Annotated in this window: 13 protein-coding genes; 6 read left to right on the plus strand and 7 right to left on the minus strand. The window is 51.1% G+C overall.

The annotated features are described in order from the left end of the window. Positions 1-9: 9 nt before the first annotated feature. A complete protein-coding gene (locus tag SH302x_RS00460) occupies positions 10-912 on the plus strand; it encodes a hypothetical protein (protein WP_479366542.1) in 903 nt (300 codons plus the stop codon). Positions 913-952: 40 nt separating this feature from the next. Here the strand turns inward: SH302x_RS00460 and SH302x_RS00465 are convergent, their stop codons facing one another. Together SH302x_RS00465 and SH302x_RS00470 are read right to left on the minus strand one after the other, a co-directional pair. Then, positions 953-2,215, minus strand: a complete 1,263-nt coding sequence (locus SH302x_RS00465) for a DUF1552 domain-containing protein (protein ID WP_479366544.1) — start codon at positions 2,213-2,215, stop codon at positions 953-955. A gap of 20 nt (positions 2,216-2,235) precedes the next feature. Beyond that, positions 2,236-4,752, minus strand: a complete 2,517-nt coding sequence (locus SH302x_RS00470) for a DUF1592 domain-containing protein (RefSeq protein ID WP_479366545.1) — start codon at positions 4,750-4,752, stop codon at positions 2,236-2,238. A 69-nt stretch (positions 4,753-4,821) separates the two neighbouring features. On the opposite strand from SH302x_RS00470, the gene SH302x_RS00475 reads away from it, so the two are divergent. Continuing rightward, positions 4,822-5,565, plus strand: coding sequence for a helix-turn-helix domain-containing protein (locus SH302x_RS00475; protein WP_479366546.1), 744 nt, complete (start codon positions 4,822-4,824; stop codon positions 5,563-5,565). A gap of 59 nt (positions 5,566-5,624) precedes the next feature. Here SH302x_RS00475 and SH302x_RS00480 read toward each other — a convergent pair whose 3' ends face one another. After that, positions 5,625-6,722 (minus strand): serine hydrolase domain-containing protein, encoded by a 1,098-nt coding sequence (locus SH302x_RS00480; RefSeq protein WP_479366547.1) that lies wholly within the window; start codon positions 6,720-6,722, stop codon positions 5,625-5,627. A gap of 111 nt (positions 6,723-6,833) precedes the next feature. Here SH302x_RS00480 and SH302x_RS00485 point away from each other — a divergent pair, with 111 nt between their 5' ends. The 3 genes from SH302x_RS00485 (at position 6,834) to SH302x_RS00495 (ending at position 9,895) form a co-directional block, all read left to right on the plus strand. After that, complete coding sequence (locus SH302x_RS00485) at positions 6,834-7,391, plus strand: cysteine hydrolase family protein (protein WP_479366548.1); 558 nt, start codon at positions 6,834-6,836, stop codon at positions 7,389-7,391. Next, positions 7,370-8,215, plus strand: a complete 846-nt coding sequence (locus tag SH302x_RS00490; RefSeq protein ID WP_479366549.1) for a CvfB family protein — start codon at positions 7,370-7,372, stop codon at positions 8,213-8,215. The genes SH302x_RS00485 and SH302x_RS00490 overlap by 22 nt, the downstream gene beginning before the upstream one ends. A 450-nt stretch (positions 8,216-8,665) precedes the next feature. Continuing rightward, the gene (locus SH302x_RS00495) at positions 8,666-9,895 is read left to right on the plus strand and encodes a CPBP family glutamic-type intramembrane protease (RefSeq protein ID WP_479366550.1); all 1,230 of its coding nucleotides are present in this window, start codon (positions 8,666-8,668) and stop codon (positions 9,893-9,895) included. A 133-nt stretch (positions 9,896-10,028) separates the two neighbouring features. Here the strand turns inward: SH302x_RS00495 and SH302x_RS00500 are convergent, their stop codons facing one another. Continuing rightward, the gene (locus SH302x_RS00500; RefSeq protein WP_479366551.1) at positions 10,029-11,291 is read right to left on the minus strand and encodes a hypothetical protein; all 1,263 of its coding nucleotides are present in this window, start codon (positions 11,289-11,291) and stop codon (positions 10,029-10,031) included. Between the two features lie 323 nt (positions 11,292-11,614). Between SH302x_RS00500 and SH302x_RS00505 the strand changes: the two genes are divergently transcribed. After that, complete coding sequence (locus tag SH302x_RS00505) at positions 11,615-14,689, plus strand: zinc-dependent metalloprotease (RefSeq protein WP_479366552.1); 3,075 nt, start codon at positions 11,615-11,617, stop codon at positions 14,687-14,689. Between the two features lie 9 nt (positions 14,690-14,698). On the opposite strand, the gene SH302x_RS00510 is transcribed toward SH302x_RS00505, so the two are convergent. The 3 genes from SH302x_RS00510 to SH302x_RS00520 all read right to left on the minus strand — a co-directional run bounded on the left by SH302x_RS00510 (position 14,699) and on the right by SH302x_RS00520 (position 18,238). After that, complete coding sequence (locus SH302x_RS00510; protein ID WP_479366554.1) at positions 14,699-15,598, minus strand: EamA family transporter; 900 nt, start codon at positions 15,596-15,598, stop codon at positions 14,699-14,701. Positions 15,599-15,728: 130 nt separating this feature from the next. Continuing rightward, positions 15,729-17,234: an ArnT family glycosyltransferase gene (locus SH302x_RS00515; RefSeq protein ID WP_479366555.1), complete on the minus strand. Its 1,506-nt coding sequence runs from the start codon at positions 17,232-17,234 to the stop codon at positions 15,729-15,731. A 2-nt stretch (positions 17,235-17,236) separates the two neighbouring features. Next, positions 17,237-18,238 carry a GNAT family N-acetyltransferase gene (locus SH302x_RS00520; RefSeq protein WP_479366557.1) on the minus strand — a complete coding sequence of 334 codons (1,002 nt, stop codon included), beginning with the start codon at positions 18,236-18,238 and terminating at the stop codon, positions 17,237-17,239. Positions 18,239-18,493: the final 255 nt, after the last annotated feature.

The following is an 18,493-nucleotide window of genomic DNA, read 5'->3' on the forward strand; positions in this document are numbered from 1 at the left end:
CTCGCTTCGTTGATTGTAGTTGCAGGTATAAACTCCACCGGCTACGCACAATTTTCCACGATGACCGGTGCTGCCGGTTTGTCCGTGAGCGCGACGGAATCGATTTCCATTAAGCCACAACGAATCCGACTAACCATGTGGATCAAGGCCGAAGGAAAAGATGCCAAATCCGCCATGATGGCACTGAATAAACACAAAGACAAAGTAGCAAAAGATTTGGAGACGATGAAGGCTGACAAAGCCAGTATCGTCTTCTCGGCAGCTCGTATAGGTGGGCAGGAGAAAGAGGAAAGCCAGCGCATGATGCAAATGCAGATGAGGGCTATGCGGGCAAGCGGAAAGGCCTCGCCAAAAATGGAAATGCCGAACATCCTGACGGCTACTTGTGCAGTCATGGCGGAATGGCCGCTTCCTGTTCAAGAAGGCGATGCCTTAACAATCTTGCCAGTCGCACTTAAAGAACAAATCGAAGCACGAGATCTTGCGGGTCTTAATAATCGCGCAGAACTGTCCGATGAAGAACAGGAGCAAATGGACGAAATGCAACAAATGATGAGCGATTCGTATGGCTATATGAGCTCAAGCAGTTCGGAGAACGCATTACAAATCGAGTTTGTCGGGCAACCGAGCGAGGAAGACGTTGAGAAGCTAACAAAGAAAGCCTTTGATGCCGCGGCCGCTAAAGCCGTTTTTATCAGTAATGCAACGGGAGCAAAAGTTGGCAAGCTGAAATCCCTCACGGCTCATTCAGACGAGTTACAAAGTATCGTCGAACTGGAACGAATCTACAGTCGATATGATTCGAGTGCTCAGTCGCCCTTTGAATTTAGCTCCAAAAATGAGGTGCGTGCGCAAAGCGTCGATGCACTCAAGTTCAAAACTTCCGTGATGCTAGTGTATGAACTCGAATAGGCTGGCGGCTCTTGTCAACAATGCTGCACGTGGTTCAAGACTATCCAAATACGCCGAGTGAGCCGGTGCTGGTGCCGAACCGGTCCACGTCCATTCCAAATTGTTGCAACATCGATACGTATAGGTTTGATAATGGAACGTTCTCCGTTTTGCCGACACTCCAATATTGCCCATGCCTAAAACCTCCTCCAAACAACACGGCTGGCAAATCGCGAGTGTCGTGGTTCGATGCGTTTCCGAGATTGCTACCAACGAAGACCATGGTTTGGTCGAGCAACCGGCCGCCGGCTTCTGGACTAGAGTTCAACTGGTCTATGAACTGTCGTATCGCCAATAATTCCGCATGTTCCACAACTCGCAGTTGCTCTAGCTTTCCATCGTCCTGACCATGATGGCTAAGGTTGTGGCGAGTTTCGTGTACTCCGTCGATGGGTGGTACTCCACCGTCAGGATCCAGCGACAAGGTTACGATGCGGGTGGAATCAGTACGCAAAGCGAGGTAGGCCAACTGCAGTAATAAATCAGCTCGGCCAATGATATCTTTTGCATCTGGATAGTTCTTTGGGAAATCAAATTCGACCGTCGGCTTGGGCTTATGCATCCAGCTTTCTGCCAACTGCATGCGACGTTCGACGTCGCGGAGCGAACTGAGGTATTGATCTAAACGTTCTTTATCTCCGGAGCCAACACGTCGCAGCATTGAACGGGTTTCAGATCGGACAGAATCAAGGATGCTGTAACCTTGACGCAGTCGTTCTTCCTCATTTCTTATGTCATTGGATGTTCCGGTGAGGAACAGGCGCTGAAAGAGTTTGCTCGGATTTGTCTCCGAGGAGATACGGACTCCGTTGCCCGTCCATGACATACTACCATTGTTGGTTCCTAAGGTCATAAAGGGCATCCGGGTTTGTCCCATTACGTGATTTGCGGCAAGCTGATCGACGGAAATCGAATTCTTATAGCCTGGCGTTCCTGGATGAGGGGCGGCGGTTAGGAAGCTCATCTCTGACGCATGCAGTCCGCCAACGTCAGGATGTGACATCCCGCGGATCACTGAAAAATCGCCGCGCAAGCTTGCGAAATGTTTTAAGTAGGGCGAGAGTGTATAGTCTGGTCCAGTCTCGATGGGAAAAAAATCGCTCGCATGAAGTCCCAGTGTTAAGTTGATGAAAACCATCCTTTTCGGTGGTGTGTCAGATCGCTGAGAATCACCATAGACTGGCTGCATCGCGTCAAGCAAAGGTAAAGCAACCAAAGCAGCACCGCCACGTAGGCACGCTCGTCGAGAAAGTCTGGTTTGCATGTTTAACGCCTTGTCTTGAACTACTGATTCAGGAAAATTGGACTGACAACGAACGAATGGATAAGGTCACGCACTGCGTAGTCACTGGACTCACACTGATTGAGTATGTCATCGATGTACCTTCGATCCGAATACTGCTCAGGAACTCCAGTTGCGTAGGTCGTTAAATGGCGAACAAACGCGCGAGCGAGTTGCCTTTGGTGCGTTGCAGTCAATGCTTGGAACTCAGGATAGTTTCGAAACGATTCACCGCTGCTGAGGCGACCAGACAAGTCGACGGGGCGGCCAACTCCTACTTTGGACGACATCCTTTGTCGTAAGGTGGCATCCTTCCACACGGCGTCGTAGTCGAAAGTGATAGGCAGTGTTACAGTCATGGTCTCTTGGGCTGTACTAGGATCTGCGCGATAGTTCTTTCGGTATCCTCCGATAGCATCAAAGGCTTCCAAAGCGAATCCGGGTGGGTCCATGCTGGCATGGCACGCGGCACAGGCCGCGTCAGCGCGATGTTTATCCAGTTGTTCCCGAATTGTGGTTGCGCCACGGATATCTGGTTCGATCGCTGGTATACCGTCGGGTGGCGGCGGAACTGGTTTACCCAGTATGCGTTCCATGAACCAAACTCCGCGTCGAACAGGAGATGTCACTGTTCCATCCGCAGTCACCTTGAGAACGGCGGCTTGGGTTAAAAATCCGCCTCGCAGCGAATCTTCAGGCAGATGGACTCGCTGCATTTCGACATCAGTAACACCTTCAATTTGATAGTGTTCAGCCAATCGATCGTTTAAGAAGCCAAAGTCAGATTTTACAACATGACGGATGGAAAGATTTTCGTCAACCAGTGCGTCGAAGTACATTCGAGACTCACGTAAAGCAGACCATTCCAGCAATTCATCCCACTCTGGATATAAACGCTCATCGGGTGTTGTCGCATTAATCTTTCGCAGGTCGAGCCACTGCCCCACAAACCCTGACCGAAATGCAGCGGACTTGGAATCAGATAGCATGCGCTCGACTTGAGCGTGCAAGATACTCGGCTGATCAAGTTGGCCATTTACGCACAGCGATTGCAGTTCCTTGTCGGGTATCGTATTCCATAAGAACAAGGAGAGCCTGGTTGCCAAATCGAATTGGTTGAGCTTTCCTGAAGGCGCATCGACGAACAAGAAATATGGGGAGCAAAGGGCTGTCTTCAGTGCAAACTTCAAACCAACTGCGTGGCCATGCATCACGGCCCGATCGTAAATCGCTAGGTAATGGTCAACTTCTGTTTGCGAAGCAGGGCGTCGGAATGCGAGCGAAAGGAAACGTACCAAAGTGTCTTCCGCGTCTTGGCGATTTCCGTTGGCAACTGTTGCTGGATCAAGCCACGTTTGCGTAACTGCGCCGATTGGGTCGTGGAGCGGTCCTGTCACCTCCGCCCACTCGAAAAGTAGCCCAGGACCTGGATACTTGTCTGCGTTCTTCTCATTGGTGAATGGTACGCGATGCAAGAAATCAGAACCGGCTGTCTCAATCGGCGAGACTCGCAACGTTTCTCCTTTCCCAACGTAAGTCGTCAATTCGATTGTTTTGCCCTCTGGCGGAAAGCTCACATAATCGCGATATCGAATCACTGCTTGGTCACCACCTGCCGAAACACGAAGTCTGGCACGCATGGGTTGGTCTGTCTGAAATGCACGAGCGCGAACGCGATAACGGTAGTAGCCAGCAACCCGCATTTTTGGCAATCCAACCAAGGGATCTACTAAATCGCCGAATCGAACCAAGCCTTCTTCTGTATCGCGAAAAAATTTAATGAATTCACGATGGAACTGTTCGCCCCCTAATTCAGGTGACCAGCGTTGATCTGCGTGGATAGATATCGGTTCAATATCTGACTGCGGCTGGAACGTTTGCTGAAGTACTTCATCGGCGATTTCCATGATGGCTTGCACATGTTCATGAGACACCGCGAGCGCTGCACCTGCTTTGTCAAAACCTGCCATCGTTGAATCTTCGGGCAAGTGACGACGGAAATCGGTGTGAGTTCCGAACAGACTTTGCAGAATCGTTTGTAACTCGTCACGATTGAGGCGTCTGGCAAGTGCTCGACCCTCAGTTGATTGCTTCTGGAAGTCAATCGTATGGAGACGCTCGTCAAGCGAACGTACAAAGGAAGTCCATTCCTCTTCCCCCGGTTGCTCAGCATCCTGGGGGGGCATCTGTCGCTCTAGGATCCGATCGTAGACCAACTCCCATCGGAGAAAGTCCCCAGAATTGTCCAATACTTCCTGGGGGGGCATCTGTCGCTCTAGGATCCGATCGTAGACCAACTCCCATCGGAGAAAGTCCCCAGAATTGTCCAATACTTCCGCTAAATGTTCGATGTCGAACTTTGCACTTGGGTCGGAACCGCTGTGACAGTCGATACAGTACTTTACTAAAAACGTTTGGTGAGCTTCCGAAACTTCTTCAGCAAAGATCAAAGTGGGTATCGAACTTGTTAACGCAAGATACGCAAAAAGGACGATGAGTATTGGATTCAGTCTTATCATGATGCAATTCTACGCCAGCTTGATATGGATAGATTGTCTGCGCACGACAAATTTTGGTATAATCCTGCCATGAACATCTCGCTGCAGAAAAAGTTCTTCTCATCCATGGCGGATCCGCAATGTATTCGCCAATTGTTTGATTTGCTACCTGGGGTTTCATTCTTTATCAAAGATGCAAAAGGTAGGTTCATTGCGGCCAGTCGTTGCGTTGTTGAGAATCTTGGCTGCAACCACGAGCAGGATTTGATTGGTCGATCGGACGAAGATTTCTACTCGCTCGAACTGGCAAATCAGTTTCGGTTAGATGATCAATTGGTGATGGAATCAAGATCACCTCTTATGAATCGCATTGAAGTATGCATCAAGGGCCAAAAGTTGCTCGATTGGTTTATTACCTCAAAAATCCCGATCTTCGGAAAGAATGGCAAAGTGGTTGGTGTGATGGGAATAACGGTCAGTGTTGATCGTGCGACCGAAAGTCTTCCGGTTTTTCGCGAGTTGAGCAGCGTGATGGAGTACATTCGTGTCCACTACCGTGAACGTATTAGCATCGAGCAATTGGCGGAGATCTCCTTGCTGTCTGTGCGTCAGTTCTACCGTCGCTTCCAATCCGCTTACGGAATGTCGCCCTACGAATTTATTCAGCGGACAAGGATTCAGGCAGCGGGCGCTGTATTGCGGTCCACAGATCTGACTCTGGCACAGATCGCAATAGACTTTGGGTTCAGCGATCAAAGCAGCTTTACCAAGCAGTTTCGCAACCGCATGGGAGTGACACCGCTACAATATCGCCGATCAATGATCGGGAGTTGAATCACGATAGGTACGTGAATTTGCATTGATGGAAATTCGGGCGTCAGTGAACGGCCGCATCACGAACAGATGCACTCGGACGCCAGGTGCCGGGGATGCTGGGCTGCTGGGAGCGCTTGACCGGGGAGCGTAGTCAGTACAACACAAACGCAGTTCCGATCCATATCCGCCCAGCAAATCGTACCTGTTGAACCTGTATGCCCAAACGAATTGTGCGAACAAGAAAGGCCACTGGTTCGCAGGTCGACATCAAAGCCCAAGCCACGCGACTCTAGGCCAACTGGATTGTGATTGGTGGTCATCAATCGAGCTGTCGCGGGTTGCAAAAAACTGTGCTCGGGATGCAAAACCGACCACAGCAACTTTCCGACATCGGCCGCCGACGCGTGCCCACCGCCCCAAGGCGCCCCCAGCGCTCGCCAATACTCGCTATTCCAGTTCCATTCTTTGGAGTCTTCGGAACCACCCCCCGCTTCCGGTGCACCAAATTCGACTTGGCACGGCATAATTTGCTTACGATCTAACGTCCCTAGTCCCAATGCAGAATCCTTCATCTCCAGCGGGTCCAGCACTCGCTTTTGGACCAATCCTGCAATGCTTGTGTTTGAGATTCGCTGCGCAATTTCCGATGCCAACAAGATCCCCATACTGGAGTACTCGTACGAAGTGCCAGGGGCGAAACTAAAAGGCAGCTTCCGACACGCCGCAACGAACTCAGCCAGCGAAGCGTGACTAGCTCGCAACTGGGCGTTACCAGGCAGTTGATCGGGGAGTCCTGAAGTGTGCGTCAGCAAATGTCGGATCTCAACTTGAGCAAAATAGCTTTCGGTGAAATCTGGCAGAAACTTCTGTATCTTGTCTTCCAAGCGAAAATGACCTTCATCGTACAGCGTCATCATGGCGGCGATGACAAGTGGCTTGGTAATCGATCCCAGAAGGAAAGAAGCACGGGCGTTGGTCGCTTGCCCAAAGGATTCCGTAAAAGTGGTATCGGTGTCTTGAACATAGATCGATGCCGCCAGGACTTGGCCACTAGCGGTCGCGGCCTGCAATACTTGGGCGGCCTGGTCCAGTCGACCACTCTCAATTTTGGCTCGTAGCGGGCTGGTCACAATGGCTCCAGAGGATGCGAGGATAAACGTGCGTCGAGAAAACATGGTGGATTCCGTTGTGCGGAAGGCGGCTACCAAAGCGTAGGCGGCGGGGCTGAGTATGCTATGATACCAACATCTTCTTCAATCCTAAAGTAAAGGTAATTCAGGTTTGTCATGGCGGAAACGAAAAGAGCATTAATGGTCATCGATGTACAGCGAGAGTATTTTGACGGCGCATTGCCCATCAGTTACCCACATGGGCACTTGGAACAAATCCTAGCTGTTATGGACGCAGCGGAAACTGCGGGCTTGCCGACCATTGTTGTGCGTCACCACCAAGCCGATCCCGAGTCGCCAATCTTTCGGCTGAACTCCGAAATGTGGCAGTTGCATCCGGAGGTCGAGCAGCGTCCGCGTTCCTTACTGTTAGACAAGCAATTGCCGGGCGCTTTCACTGGTACGCAGTTAGAAAAATGGCTGCAGGAAAACCAGATCACCACCTTGTCGATTTCCGGATACATGACGCACATGTGCTGCGATACAACCGCGCGGCAGGCGTTTCATTCGGGGTATCAAGTCGAATTCTTGAACGATGCCACAGGTACTCTATTGGTCGAGAATAAAGCTGGCCGCGTAGACGCTCAACAATTGCACGAGTCGATCTTGGTCGCCCAGCAAATGTTTATCAGCGATGTCATTTCCACGCAAGAATGGCTAGGCCGTCTGTCATGATTGAAATCGGGCGAACATATCCATTGGAAGTTGTCAAAAGAACGGACTTTGGATTTTATTTGGATGCCGACAATTTGGGCGAGATTTTGCTTCCGACCAAGAACGCCCCTAGCGATTTGAGTGTCGGCGAAATGCTCGACGTCTTTCTCTACTTGGACTCCGAAGACCGACCCGTCGCGACCACTCAAGTTCCCAAGGCGGAGGTGGGTCAGTTCGCTTATCTGGAAGTCAAAGATAACACGCCGATTGGTGCGTTTTTGGATTGGGGGTTGGATAAAGACGTCTTGGTCCCTTTCGCCCAACAGCATCGCCCGATGGTCGTGGGCAATTTCTATATCGTTTTTCTTTATCTCGATAATCAGGGGCGGATTGCTGCGACATCCAAGATTGACAAGATCGTGCGGGATGATGACCAGCATGACTTTGTACCTCACCAACCCGTCGATCTGATCATTGGAAATAGTACCGAGTTAGGTTTTAAAGCAATTGTGAATCAGAGCCACTGGGGGTTATTGTACAAAGACGAGGTCGATCAGCGACTTAGTTTTGGCCAAAGCATTCGCGGTTACATCAAGCATATTCGGGACGATGGCAAGATCGACTTGAGTTTGAAAAGTGTTTGGCAGATCCGCGACAGCTATAGCGAAGTGATTCAGCAATACCTGCGTGAGCATGATGGCTTTGCACCTGTGCATGATAAATCTCCACCAGATGTGATTCTCGACATGTTCGGGATGAGCAAAGGCCAATTCAAAAAAGCGATTGGCGGTTTGTACAAACAGAGGATTATCACTATAGAAGCCGACGGCATACGACTGGTGTAGGCATCGATCGGGCGACTATTTGACGCTGGAGGGTTGCGAACACTAGCGATGCGCAAGAGGTTTGTCCAACGAATTTAGGGAGACCTCGAATAAGAGCTTCACTGCGAGTTGCTTTCTGCAATTCGTCGGTCTCTTTTAATTCGTTGGAAGTTGTCTTCCTCCGCGAGCTTCTTCGCGTCTCCGCGTGCAATCAACGAATTATTGTTTCGCGCAAAGGCACTAAGGAAGAGGTTTGTCCAACGAATTTAGGTAGACCTCGAATAAGAGCTTCGCTATACGACGCTTCTGCAATTCGTTGTCTCTTTCGATTCGTTGGAAGTAATTGGCTTTTGCTTACTGATTGCGATACGGCATTCGACAGATTATTCTTGATTCCAATCCTGTTTGATGCGTGTCGTTCAAGAGTCGTTGTGATATCCCCTCTGCTTGTAAAAGTTATCAGGTCTCAACATGCATGACCTCGTTACCGTAGCGGTATTTGATCGAGAAGAGCCAGCGCGTGGTCTTCAATTGCGACTGGAAAACGAAGGGATCGACAGTTTTTTGATGAACGAGCATATTGCTGCCACGCATTTCCTGCTGACTCTTGCGGCTGGAGGAATCAAAGTGCAGGTTCGCCAGTGCGATTTAACAAAAGCACAGCAAATACAGGAGGCGTTTGACGCCAAACGTAAGGAATCCCGATTAGAGGATTTTCAACGAGAGATTCGATTTGAGTGCGAAGAATGCAGGGCACTAATCGCGATTGGAATCTCTCGTGCCGATGGAGTTGAGAACTGCCCCGCATGCCAATCCAACATTGATGTTCCGGCAGTCACCGAAGATAACATTTTTCCTGTTCCCTCCGACTCCAAGTTCGCCAGTCAACTGCAGGCGACTTCGCCCAGGCTCATCCATACAGGGACGCTTGATAATGCACTTGCTATATCGAAGGGCTGGCTTGTCTTCGAAATCGCGCTCGTGTTGTGTTTTGCATGGTTGCCTGATTTTCTCAATGCTGTTCGGAACTTTGGCGGAGAAACGTATGAGTTTGCGTGGAGCAAAGAGCTGTTCACGTTCCTAATCATTCGTTCTTGCAAGGTCTTGGCCGTAGTCGCGGTTATCGCTTTATTCACAAAGCGAGCATGGAAAGAATTCGGGTTCGTGCGATTCGCTCCATTGAAAGACTTCGGTGGAGCATTTCTACTTCTCATCGGCTCAGTCCTGATTGGATACATGCTACAGTCCGTGATTTACAGCGCTTTCCCGCAAGCCGCTGCGGAGGCCAATCCGTATACTGAAATGGCCGACGGCTCAGGCTATGAATCGGTCGGAGCATACTCAAATGATATTGCGTATGAATATGAGGAGAGTACGTCTTTTGAGCTTGGTTGGAAAACCTTGGTGTTTGCGTTCATCGCACTATCGCTAAACAGCTTCGCAGAAGAGACTGCGATGCGATTCTACTTGATCCCTAGATTGGTGTCGCTCACGGGCTCTGGAGTTGTCGCCGTTCTAGCGTCGTCGCTTCTTTTTGCAAGCTACCACATCTATCAAGGTTGGCCGAGTGCTCTGATTATATTCGCGGACGCCATTCTGCTAGGGGCTTACTTCCTCTGGACTGGTCGAGCGTGGCCGTTGATCATACTTCATACGGCATGGAACTGCCTTTTCTACATGAGCTACCTCAACCTAGCATAGAGGCTGCGTGACTGTGGACGCTTGTAGCGCGCGGACTTCGAGCTCTCCTGACGGTTAGCCTTATGCCGGTCAACAGGACATCACTTGAGTGCTCAACCGAATAAAGTAGTGAGTCGCTATCTCGTGCTGTTGTTTACTGCAACAGGAAAGGAACGGGTGTCAAGAATGCGTGCTGCAAGATCATAACTGCGGATCCATCCCAACTGGCCAGCGCGGCTAAGTACAAGAACAGCACATAGACGGGTAAGCCTGCTACAAGAACTATCCAAGCTGGCCATCGATTGTACCAAGCTCGGCTGGCCGATCGGCTGTCCGCATAACGGATTGCCCAAGCGATCATGAACTTGGTGGGAATGTTGAACAAGACAAAGAACACACATAGTAACCATACCAGTTGAGCTGGCGGCATCTCGATTCTCAGCAAGTACATCGGTAGTGAAAAGACAACCAGTAACAGAACCGAGATTGCGTGCAGCCATGGAGCTCGCTTGAAACCCTGACGCACGGCGCGAATATCAAAGAACGAACGGAACTGTTTGGTCTTGGCGTATCGCATTTGGATAAAAGGCAAGTACTGCAGCATCACTGCCATGGCGAGTACGCCTGCGATCGTTAGTAGGCCCTTTGCCCCATCGTTTTGGGCTCGGATGCCCGCAATCATGAGTCCGCCTGGAATGATCAAGTACATTAGAGTGCCCGTCGCGCCCACCAAACCGAACTTGAGTAGATAGAAGATACGGAAGCGAGCGATGCCTTCAGCCAATCGATCGATGGCCGCTTGCCAAGTCCGTGGTCGAAAGAACTCACGTGCAAATCGAATGGGAGCGGGCCACAGGAAATGGTATGCTCGGCCGCCTCGCAAGATGGCCCACCAGACATAGAAGACCCAAATGACCCACGCGATGGTGGCTCCAATGTGCCAATTGCGAGCGACTTCGGAATTGGGGCTGATCAATTGGGCGGAAGCGGCTAGGTCTCGCAGGATCGTGACTGGCAGGCTGCTCAGGCCGATCCAGACAAACGCAGTGCCAATGTAGCCCGCTTGCTTGAGCCCAGGCAAACAGTTACGCAGAGGTTCGCCACGAGCCCAGCGACCGGCGCTCTCCAGCAGGTAGCCCAGGCTGGCAAACTGCAGGATCGGAACACTTGCGGCTACCGCCAACAGGGTCACTAGACTGATGAATTGCCATATCCGAATGCAAGCTCCGCCCAACCACAGCAATGTCGACCAAGCCCAGCTCCGACGTTGAGGAACTTCCAAGGCCGCGGGTATCTGGCTGCGATTGTCCAGGGAAAAAGCCGGGGGTGACAGGTTGCTAGGTAATGCCCCGTCCAGTGCTGGAGTATCGATGAATGGACTGGCTGGCGCCATGAGTTCAGCTTTACTGTCGGTCAAATGAAGTGTCGTCGTTTGCGGTTGATTCGCTGGGAAAACCAGATCTTGGACGAATAATCGTTACTTTCTGAACTTTGGCTGGTTTGGGGCAGTAAGAACAGAGTGTTTTTGTTTGGTACTGTCGGAATTGTATCAAATCTCAAACTACCGTTCGCTTGGCCGAATGCGTTTGGAACGCAGAATTGGCCGCAAAGTCTGCCAAGTTGATAGACGCGGCGGACGAGTTGGTTAATAATTCTAGATCGGCGCGGTCATTCTGCCAGCGGCAAAATCGCCAGCAGCGGTAGGCTTTGAAGTCAGTTTTCATTCAAGTGGTTTGTCGAATGCATCAACTATTACGTTCCCTGTTAAGTTTCACGGGGTTGGCTACAGCGGGATTGCTGGCGGGCGCATTGTCAGCCCAAGAGTCCAAGCTCCCGCCTTCTGAGAAAGTTCTCGAGGGCTTTCAAAAGATCGAGTCGAAATCACCCAATGGGCAGACGTTAGGCAACTTGTATACCCGAGAGGAAGACGCTCAAGTCTACATCGAGCTGCCCAAGGACTACGCGACAAGAAAATACTTTATCGCACTGACCGTCAGCAGCGGTGATGAATACGCGGGCTTGCAAGCTGGCGACTATTACGTTTACTGGCGCAAGTACGATGACCGACTCGCATTGATTCTGCCTAACGTTGATATTCGTTCGACGGGCGAACCCGAATCCAAGGCAAGCGTCAAGCGATTGTTCACCGACCGCGTTTTGGCCGATGTGCCCATCGTATCGATGGTTCCTCGCGGTGGGCCGCTGATAGATGCCGATGACTTGTTCGTCAAAAATGCCTTCACTTTTTTTGGCTCGCAGTATCGATCGACGAATCCAAAGCTGACGAAGATCATCAAGGCAAAAGCGTTCAGCAAGAACCTTGAGCTTGCTTTTGAAACGGCTGGCCGCAATGGTGTGTTGCAAACGCTGCACTATTCCTTTAGCGAAGTACCCGAAGAGGGCAGCTATCGCCCACGTCGCTCGGATGAACGTATCGGTTACTTCTCTACTGCTTACAGCGATTTAGGTAAGTACAAAGAAGACGAGGTCAAAACACGTTTTATCAATCGCTGGCGTTTAGAAAAGCGTGATCCAAAGTTGAAAGTTAGTCCGCCGGTTCAACCTATTCGATTTTATGTGGAACATACGACTCCGGTTCGCTATCGACGCTGGGTCAAGCAGGGCATTGAGTACTGGAACAAAGCGTTCGAAAAAGTCGGCTTTGCAGATGCCATCGAAGTCTACTATCAAGACGCATCGACCGGAGCCTACATGGACTTGGATCCGGAAGACGTGCAGTACAACTTCATTCGCTGGTTGAACAACAATGTCGGAACAGCCATTGGACCTTCGCGAGTGCACCCCGTGACGGGCGAAATCTTGGATGCGGATATCATTCTGACCGATGGCTGGATTCGTCATTACAACATTCAGTTCGAAAAACTGATGCCCGAAGTTGCGACCGAAGGCATGAGCTCCGAGACGCTCGCTTGGCTGGCCAATCACCCCAATTGGGATCCGCGACTACTGTTTGCGAACCCTTCCGATCGCCGCCATATGTCATCGATTATCAGTGCAACGGCTTCGATGCCAATGGGCGGACATCCTATGACGCGGGTGGATCCGGTGATGATGGGCAGCAATCCTTTTGACGGTTTGGTTGGACGAACTAGCCAAGTCAACGGATTATGTTTGGCTGCTCGCGGAAAACAGATGCAGACTGCTTTTGGTCGGATGGCTTTTGAGCTGCTGACGGAGCGCGAGCTCAATGAGATGGCAGCCGAAGAGCCTAAGCCTGAAGAGGGTGAAGGCAGCGAGCCTAAGGCAGAAGATGCCAAAGACGATGCAGAAAAATCTGATAAGGAAAAAGCAGACGGCGACAAATCCGCCGACGCAGATAAGTCCAAAGAGGACAAGTCTGACGAGTCGAAGAAAGAGGAGCCTAAGAAAGAAGACGACAAGAAGGAAGTTGCTAAGCCGGAAACCAAACCCAAAGCACCTGAAGAAGACATGCTCGATGGTATGCCGGAATCCTTCGTTGGCCCGCTGCTAGCAGAACTTGTTGCACACGAAGTTGGTCACACGTTGGGCTTGCGCCACAACTTCAAAGCTTCTGCCGCCTATTCGCTGGAGAAGATCAACTCCGAAGAACTCAAGGGTAAGAAGCCGTTGGCGGGTTCGGTCATGGATTATCTTCCGATCAATATTCCTCTAGAGGTCGGCGACGCTCGTGGAGACTACACGATGATTGGCATCGGTCCATACGATTACTGGGCCATCGAATATGGTTACACACCAGATGAATCCAAACTGGATTCGATCCTGCAGCGTTGTGCCGAACCTGAATTGCAGTACGCGACCGATGAAGATACCAGCGGTCCGGACCCACTGGCGCGTCGCTACGATTACTCGACCAACCCTCTGGATTATGCGAATAATCAGATGCTGAAGGTCAAGAAGTTCCGCGAGCGATTGCTGGAGCGCTACGTAGAGAAGGGGCAGTCGTGGGCCAAAGCGCGCCAGGGCTACGAATTGACGTTATCAATGCAGATGCAATCGGTATCCATGATGGCTAACTGGATCGGTGGCGCATTTGTTAATCGCGATCGAAAAGGTGATCCAGGCGACCGTCGGCCGATTGAGCCCGTGCCTGCTCAAATGCAACGCGATGCGCTTCAATTTGTGATCGCGAATGCCTTTCGAGATGAAGCTTACGGGCTCACGCCAGAAATACTGGAACGCATGACCGTGGATAAGTGGTGGGACGATCAAGCTTCGGTATCGAAAGATTCAACGTTCCCTGTCCATGATCGAGTGCTAAGTGTTCAGGCGTCGACGTTGACTATGTTGATGAATCCTACGACCCTGCGCAGGATTTTTGATAATGAGCAATTGATCGCGGCTGATAAAGAGGCGATCGTCTTGCCGGAAGTGATGGATACACTGCTCAATGAAATCTGGAGCGAGCTGGATAAGAAACCAGATGGCGAAGTGACAGCACGTAAACCTCGCATCAGTTCCTTGCGACGCAACTTGCAACGTGAGCATATGGAACGTTTAATTGATTTGGCGATTCCCGAGAGCACCAGTGCGGCGATGAAACCGATCGCGACGTTGGCTGTCGATCAGTTGCGTGAAATCAATCGCAAGATCGCTAACGCTTTAGAATCGCGAGAAGCGCTGGATGCCTATTCGCGAGCCCATTTGTCTGAAGCGTCCAACCGTATCACGAAGGCTCTCGATGGTCAGTACATCTACAACATGCCGAAGAACTTAGGCGGTGGTATGGTGCCCATTCTGATCTTGGGAGAAGAAGGCCAGTTGGTCCCCCGAGACTATGATGCAGCCTTCCCCGCCGAAGTGCCTCAGCGATAATCACTCGCCTCACTGTCCCAGCGAGATCAGTACGACGCCCACAATCATGATGGTCACGCAGATCGATTTCGCGAAGGCTTGAGTCTCTTTCCAATGCATCACGCCGATTGCTAGCGCCACGATGACGCTCAATCGGCGGACTGGGGAAACCACGGAAACCAAGGCGTCGGGATCCGACAACGCTTTGAAGTACGCGAAATCAGCCAGTAATAGCAGGACCGCAATGGCAGGTATGGAATGCCGCCAGTGAAACGGCATCAGCTTGCGTTGTCGCAACCGCCAGTAGACAAACGAGGGTAGAAGCACGGGGACCAAATAGATCGAGAACCATGCTTGTAAAACCTGCGGCGGGATCAGCACGCTTTGCAATAAGTACTTGTCATACAGTCCGCTGATGGCTCCCAGGATGGTGCCCGCAACCATCAACCAGACGCCGCGATGCTTGCGGAAATCGATTCCTTCACGCCGGCCGACGATCGAAAATGCGAAAAAGGCAATCAACAAGACGCTGATACCAAGCCACTGAAGCAGCGATGGTCGTTCGTGAAAGAACAAAGTTGCAAAGCTGATTGTCCATATGGGGCCCGTCGATCGCAGTGGCGACGCGATCGAGAGTGGCAGCGTTTTCATGCTGGTATAAGCCAGCATCCACGACGATGCCGTGATCGCAGACTTCATTGCGATCATTCCATGTTCCCGCCATTGGATTGGGCTAATGTCGAAATGAAGTTGTTGAAGAGAGCTCGAACTGCGAGATAAAATCAGCAACGCCAGCCAGATCAGGGCCCCGCACAAGACCGATGCCATCAAGACCGCGGGCACTGCATTCCTCGAGACTGAATCCTTCTTGGCAGCTTCATATAAGCCAAGCAGAATCGCCGAAAGAACCGAATGGAGGATCCAGTTCACTTGATGACCGATCGTACGAGGAGGTGGCTTGGGGTTCGCATCCGTTTGGCTATGGCATTTCTAGCGGCCGGTCGATCAGGGAGTTGACGGGTCATTGGATGGCATCGCCATGAGTTTGGTGGCTTGGTTTTCATTCTTCTTCCGCTTCGAATGCTCTGCCGTAGACTTCCGCATAGCACTGTAGTACATCGGCTTGGGTTCCCACGGACCTTTGCAAAACGACAGACCGACTTTCATGCAGTTTATATTGTTGGCCAAGTCTTCCGCTTACCAAATAGTCCAGCGGCGTCGCAGACGAATCATAAAATAGCGGCATGTCTAAAGCTAAGGTGACTTCCGGGCGAAGCAGATAGAAATCAAAAATATAGTCTGTACTGACTTGGACAACAGCTTCGCTTGGCAGTTGCAAGTCAATCGTTTTGCAAAATTCAAAGCGGTTGTAGGCGGGATCATTCCAGTGAGCAAGGTAACGAAAGCTGCCTCGCAAACCGCTGCCTGGTACGCTGAGCAGGACGACAACTAGACTCAACGGCGTGACCCAAGATCGCCAGTTGGTAGATCCAGCTATGGCCGATATCGCAGTGAAGAACGCCCAGACCAACAGGCAAGCCGGATAACACCAATAACCAAAGGCAAAGTGTGGACCGATCAATGCCACATGCAGATAGATGCTGCTAGCAACCATCACGACTGGCAATCGTACAACTGTGTGGCGTATGCAGGCCAGCGTGGCAAGCACAAGCATGAAGCCCAGCATCGCAAGCTGTAAATGGCCAGTTCGCTCGGCGACTAAGTGAAACTGGAACTCGACGAACGGGTAAGGCCATAGTAAGCGACGCAGCAGGCCCTGACCGGAATCATGCAACAGATTCTTACCGAACTGTGCAACGAAAAGTTCTGTATCTTGCGCTATACTCCAGCCCCATAAGGCCAGCGGCAGTAGACCTCCGGCCGCTAACAATGCGGTGGTGCGGAGCCGTTCGCTGTAAGTTTGCTTTCTGAGAAAGAGTAGAGCGACGATTTGCAATGCAAAGACCAACGCGTAAGGATGGACCACGATCCCCAGGCTCACGCACAGACCGATAGAAAAGTAAGTGATGCGAGAGGTCGGAACGCGACGAGCGTAGGCCGCTAGCAAGACGCTGATGATCCCCAAACAGCAGCATAACATATCGGGCCGAGCTTCAATCCAAGGGAACAGGAATAGACGGATATTCGAAAGGCAGACAACCGCTGCCATTGCGAGCCCTATCGACATGGTTCGCGTTAGCGAAATTCCAATTGCAAATAAACAAGTCATTCCGGCTAGCCACGTTCCCAGTCGAGCGGTCCCCAGCGATGGCGGCAATAGATAGAAGAAAATCGATTGCCAATAAAAGTATCCAGGTGGCAATGTGTATAAGCGCTGATCGCAGTTCACAAACACACTGTTTTCATCGCGAACCGGCATATAGGGGATGCGCGGTATGCCTTCGTAAGCAATCGTATAACCTGGAACCGCAAAGAAAGCTTCATCATAGTTCGCGGGGCTTTGCCAAATCGTTGGCAGACGAATCAAGCTGCACAGCAGCACGGTGCCTGCAATGGCTAGCATGCGTGGGTTAGGTAGCCGTTGATGAACTGCTTGATCGGCCATTCTCAATTCGACGTGCTGGTTGAGAATTGCTGGGCATGTTTAAGCGGCCAGTGGAACGCATTCCAGTGGCCAGCGACTCGAAAGCCAAGCTGATCATATATTCTGATGGCTGGTGCATTGCGAATATCGACGTAGGTAATCAACTGTCGTGCTTTTAGTTCACGCAGTTTTTCAAGAGCGAACTGCAGCGTCTTTTTGCCCAGCCCAAGTTGCCGAAACTCTTTTGAAACTCCGAAATAAGTTAGCTCCCAAGTGCCTGAATGGATCGGCGTTAAAAGGAAAGCGGCTTGGATCGGTGACTCAGGTGCAGCCTCGTGTTCTCGCAGCATCCACCATTGCGGCAAAGCTACGTCATCTGCTACCGCGCGACGTACCGACCGACCGTTACCCAACTGCCAATACCCTTCGACGACATGTTGCGTGTCGCGCAGCGCTGTGAGTTCGGGGCAATCCAGCGTCTCGTCATAGGTCGCATCGAGCCACTGATGCAGTAGGTCTAAATGTTCTAGCTTGATTTGCTGCCAGCCTTCGGTATGGTTCAACGGAGGGGGGGCGGCATTTGTTGGAAAGAGGAGCATCAACTGGTGTAACGTCGCCAGGAATTCAAACCCTGCACCGGAAAGAGCCTGTGTTTCGAATTCAACATCGTGCGGCAGTGTTGTCTGCAGCATTTCAATAGGCCAGCGATCGGCGGCGAGTTGAGCCAGCGTTATGCAAACCTCGCTTGCCTTAGAAGAATAGCGAGCAAAGTCTTTGTCACTGCCGGGCGTGATGCAACGCGGCCCTGTGAGGATTCCCATCCTCCCCGGGTATTTCATAACGTAAGCTACCAGATAGCTGCCAGGTGCGAGGTCGGCGCGGATGCCCAGAAAGCTGTCCGGGCCGTCTTGATCGGCCATGAGATCGGTAACTGACGTCAGAATTGAGCGTCGTACTTCTCGCATTTGGTCATGGAACATCCACTCAACAAAGGCTTCTGCGTGGGTGCCATTAAAGATCTGCATCAAGACCGATCCGGTTTGCTAGCGAATGATTCAATTCGAATGTTCATTACATTGTTCACCATTGAATGTTCATAGTGTACTGCGATGAACCGTGCCGCAAAGCAGCACAGGATACTAAGATTCTGAGAAAGATGGTTTCGCAAGGGAAGCTTAAGTGCATAGAATGACAAAAGAATTCGTCGGCGACGCTTTTCACTCGCAAACTCTTCTACTGGGATAGATCGGCATGGATACATTAGCTCATAGGCTGCGACT

The organism is Njordella calcicola (assembly GCF_056494125.1).

Excerpts from the sequence above, each read along its gene's own strand:
- SH302x_RS00465 (WP_479366544.1), bottom strand. The coding sequence starts at position 2,215 with ATGCAAACCAGACTTTCTCGACGAGCGTGCCTACGTGGCGGTGCTGCT.
- SH302x_RS00470 (WP_479366545.1), bottom strand. The coding sequence starts at position 4,752 with ATGATAAGACTGAATCCAATACTCATCGTCCTTTTTGCGTATCTTGCG.
- SH302x_RS00475 (WP_479366546.1), top strand. The coding sequence starts at position 4,822 with ATGAACATCTCGCTGCAGAAAAAGTTCTTCTCATCCATGGCGGATCCG.
- SH302x_RS00480 (WP_479366547.1), bottom strand. The coding sequence starts at position 6,722 with ATGTTTTCTCGACGCACGTTTATCCTCGCATCCTCTGGAGCCATTGTG.
- SH302x_RS00485 (WP_479366548.1), top strand. The coding sequence starts at position 6,834 with ATGGCGGAAACGAAAAGAGCATTAATGGTCATCGATGTACAGCGAGAG.
- SH302x_RS00490 (WP_479366549.1), top strand. The coding sequence starts at position 7,370 with ATGGCTAGGCCGTCTGTCATGATTGAAATCGGGCGAACATATCCATTG.
- SH302x_RS00495 (WP_479366550.1), top strand. The coding sequence starts at position 8,666 with ATGCATGACCTCGTTACCGTAGCGGTATTTGATCGAGAAGAGCCAGCG.
- SH302x_RS00505 (WP_479366552.1), top strand. The coding sequence starts at position 11,615 with ATGCATCAACTATTACGTTCCCTGTTAAGTTTCACGGGGTTGGCTACA.
- SH302x_RS00515 (WP_479366555.1), bottom strand. The coding sequence starts at position 17,234 with ATGGCCGATCAAGCAGTTCATCAACGGCTACCTAACCCACGCATGCTA.
- SH302x_RS00520 (WP_479366557.1), bottom strand. The coding sequence starts at position 18,238 with ATGCAGATCTTTAATGGCACCCACGCAGAAGCCTTTGTTGAGTGGATG.